The organism is Holospora undulata HU1, assembly GCF_000388175.3.
In the GTDB taxonomy this organism is placed as follows: Bacteria; Pseudomonadota; Alphaproteobacteria; order Holosporales; family Holosporaceae; genus Holospora; species Holospora undulata_A.
In genome coordinates, this window is the sequence record NZ_ARPM03000015.1 from 1 (window position 1) to 3351 (window position 3351).

3 protein-coding genes are annotated in these 3351 nt (G+C 37.9%); 2 read left to right on the plus strand and 1 reads right to left on the minus strand.

Going from position 1 to position 3351, the window contains the following annotated elements; genetic code table 11:
* Positions 1 to 204: 204 nt before the first annotated feature.
* Both glmS and K737_RS00140 read left to right on the plus strand, forming a co-directional pair.
* Positions 205 to 1986, plus strand: coding sequence for a glutamine--fructose-6-phosphate transaminase (isomerizing) (gene glmS / locus K737_RS00135; protein WP_006289517.1), 1782 nt, complete (start codon positions 205 to 207; stop codon positions 1984 to 1986).
* Positions 1979 to 2968, plus strand: coding sequence for an A/G-specific adenine glycosylase (locus tag K737_RS00140; protein ID WP_006289519.1), 990 nt, complete (start codon positions 1979 to 1981; stop codon positions 2966 to 2968). The genes glmS and K737_RS00140 overlap by 8 nt, the downstream gene beginning before the upstream one ends.
* Positions 2969 to 3095: 127 nt before the next feature.
* On the opposite strand, the gene K737_RS00145 is transcribed toward K737_RS00140, so the two are convergent.
* On the minus strand, positions 3096 to 3351 hold a 256-nt coding region (locus K737_RS00145; protein ID WP_035574552.1), incomplete at its 5' end, for a transposase.

The following is a 3351-nucleotide window of genomic DNA, read 5'->3' on the forward strand; positions in this document are numbered from 1 at the left end:
TGCTGAACCTTTCGCTGATCGATCATACTAAGTACGAAGGTTCATTTGCATTAAACATTGTTGTTTATTTTTAATAAAATAGCCTCTCTTTCGGATCTTTTAAACTACCTGAAAAAAAGTGAGGGGGAGTATGGAGCTTGTAAGAAAAATGCTTTTCATGAATAATAAAAAAGGTATTGTATTGGTTTTGTTGAGAGAAAAATTGTGTGTGGTATTGTAGGATTTTTAGGGACGTGTCCCGCTCTGGAGATAATCGTTCAGGCTTTAAAAGGTCTTGAATACAGAGGGTACGATTCTTCTGGTGTTGCGCTTATCGAACACGGGAGGTTGTTACGCCATCGTGCGGTAGGTACCTTAGATCAATTGATGAAAGTGTTACCAGAAACTACAAAAAGCACGTTGGGTATAGGACATACGCGATGGGCAACGCACGGCGCACCAGAAGAACGCAATGCTCATCCCCAAGTCAGCCATGGAATTGCTGTAGTTCATAACGGTATCATCGAAAATTTTTCTGAACTTAAAGCGCAGCTTCTAAAGCAAGGGTATGCATTCGAAAGCGAAACAGATACCGAGGTGGTCGCACATTTTATTCATCAACATTACTCAAAAAGTAAAAATGTAGAGGAAGTATTTTCCAAAGTGCTAAAAGAGCTAGAGGGAAGCTTTGCCTTGGCAATTATTTTAGAAGATCACCCAAACCATATTTTTATTGCAAGAAAGGGGATCAGCCCTTTGGCTATTGGGCGTAGCGCTAAAGGCATCAGCCTTTGCTCTGATACCTTAAGTTTAGTGGGAATTGCCGATGAACTTAGTTATATAGAAGATGGCGTTTGGGGGGATTTATCCTTAGAGGGTATTAAAATTTTTGATGAAAATCAGATTTCTCAATCTATTGAATTTGTTCCCCATCCTTTGGGAAAAGACTCTTTAGGGAGAGGCGAGTTCAGCCACTATATGTTAAAAGAAATGTACGAACAGCCAGATATTGTACTAAAAGAAGGTACACAAACGTTAGATATTCCAAAAGAGTTGTCTAAAGCTTTGCACATCACATTAATAGGGTGTGGCAGTGCTTTTTATGCTGCCTGGGGAGGAAAATATTATTTAGAACAATTGGCAAATCGTATCGTTACTTTGGAACTTGCTTCTGAATTCCATTATCGAAATCCTGTTGTGCAAGATGGGGTTACTATTGCTGTTTCTCAGTCCGGGGAAACAGCTGACACATTAAAAGCTATTCAATATATGGAACAGCACGGCCAGTATACTGTAGGAATGGTTAATGTTCCTCATAGCTCTATTTCTCGTCAAGTGCATTACGAAATACTAACAAAAGCAGGACCAGAAATTGGGGTAGCTTCCACGAAAGCTTTTACAGCTCAATTGCTTTGTTTATTAAAAATTTCGATGAATCTTATGCAAGATTCTGTAAGAAAACAAAAAATTTTGAAGGGATTAAAGCAGCTTCCTTTAGATATGCAAAAAATATTTTTTAAGGTATCTCAGCTTCAAGATATAGCGCAACATCTTGTGCACTCTAAAGGAATTATTTTTTTGGGACGAGGCATGAGTTATCCTGTAGCTCTAGAAGGTGCCTTAAAGATGTCTGAGCTTTCCTATATTCCTGGACAAGGATTTGCAGCGGGAGAACTTAAACACGGTCCTTTAGCATTAGTTGATGCGTGTACCCCGGTAGTTGTGTTGGCTCCTATGGATCAATTTTTTGAAAAAACTGTTTCTAACATTTATGAAGTATGCGCTAGAGAAGGCAAAGTATTTGTTATTACCGACAATGCAGGTGCAGAGCAACTTGCAGGAGTTCCCGTTCAAGACATTTTTGTTTATCCTTCCCCCACAACATGGGAGCTGCATCCATTTTTATCAGTACTAACCTTACAGCTTATCGCCTATTATACTGCGTTACACAAGGGGTGTTCCATTGATCAGCCAAGAAATCTAGCAAAGGCTGTAACGGTTGAATAAAAAAGACGCGTTTTCCCATAAGATTTTATCTTGGTATAAGGAAAATCAAAGGCCCCTTCCTTGGAGAGGGGGAACTTCTTATGAAGTTTTTTTAAGCGAGATCATGTTGCAACAAACTCAAGTTAAAACTGTTATTCCTTTTTTTCAACGCTTTTTGCAGCGGTTTCCAAATTTGACTGAACTAGCCAAAAGCTCTTTAGATGAGGTATACCAAGTTTGGCAAGGGCTTGGGTATTATTATCGAGCTCGGCACCTACATCAAGCGGCGCAAATTTGGCTATCTTTAGGAAAAGATCCAAAAGAATACAAAGAATGGTTAAGCTTTCCTGGTGTTGGGCCGTATACAGCAGCAATGCTGACAGTTGTTTTATCAAAACAACCTGCCACTGTTATCGATGGAAATATTAAGCGTATTTTACAGCGTTATTTTGGACTAGATACCCTGAAAGAAATTAAGACAATGGCTGAGAAAATTCTTCCTTGTAAAAATCATTCAGAGTATACTCAAGGATTAATGGATTTAGGTGCTATGGTTTGTACACCTAAAGCGCCTAAATGTTTTGTTTGTCCTATTGCTCAGCACTGTAAATTTAAGCAAGGAATGTGGGCTCCTTTAGTTATACAAAAATCATCTAAACCAACACGTTATGCTCATGTTTATTTGTGCAGGAAAGAAAATGAACTTTGGACAGTTCAAAATACGCAAACTTCTTTATTAAAAGGGCTATGGGGATTTCCTTTATCTGATCTTCAATCAGAAGAAAAAATGCCCTGTATAAATTTAGATCCGAATTTAATTAATGATACTGTTCGTCATGTATTTACGCATTTTACACTAATTCTTCGTGCTTGGGATGCCAGTTCAATTTCTCAGAGTGTGATTTCTAGATGGTCTAATGGAAAATGGCTAAACTTTGAGCAAAGAAAACTTATAGGATTTTCTAGATTGATGAGAAAGGTGGAAGAAAAATGGAATTTTTAAAAACATTTATTAGTATGCATAGTAAGTTAGGGGGATAATACCATTTCCCGATACTAAATGGACAAATGCGAAGCGGTGCATATACTTTTCACAATTGTATTTTTTAACGCGCGCACAAACTCGCAAATCACCGCTTCACAGCCCCAAGGGGTTCGTAAATCTTGTTCGATAGGATAGTGTTTTTTATATAGAGCCATAATCTTTCGACCGGGTTAAGCTCTCGTGAATATGAAGGAAGATAAAAAATAGTAATATTGTCAGGGATTTTTAAAGCCTTGGATTTATGCCATCTTGCTTCATCCATGATCAACGCAATTTTATTAGACGGATACTTCTTTACACGCTCAGATAAAAATACATTTATATGTATCGACATTAGGTAA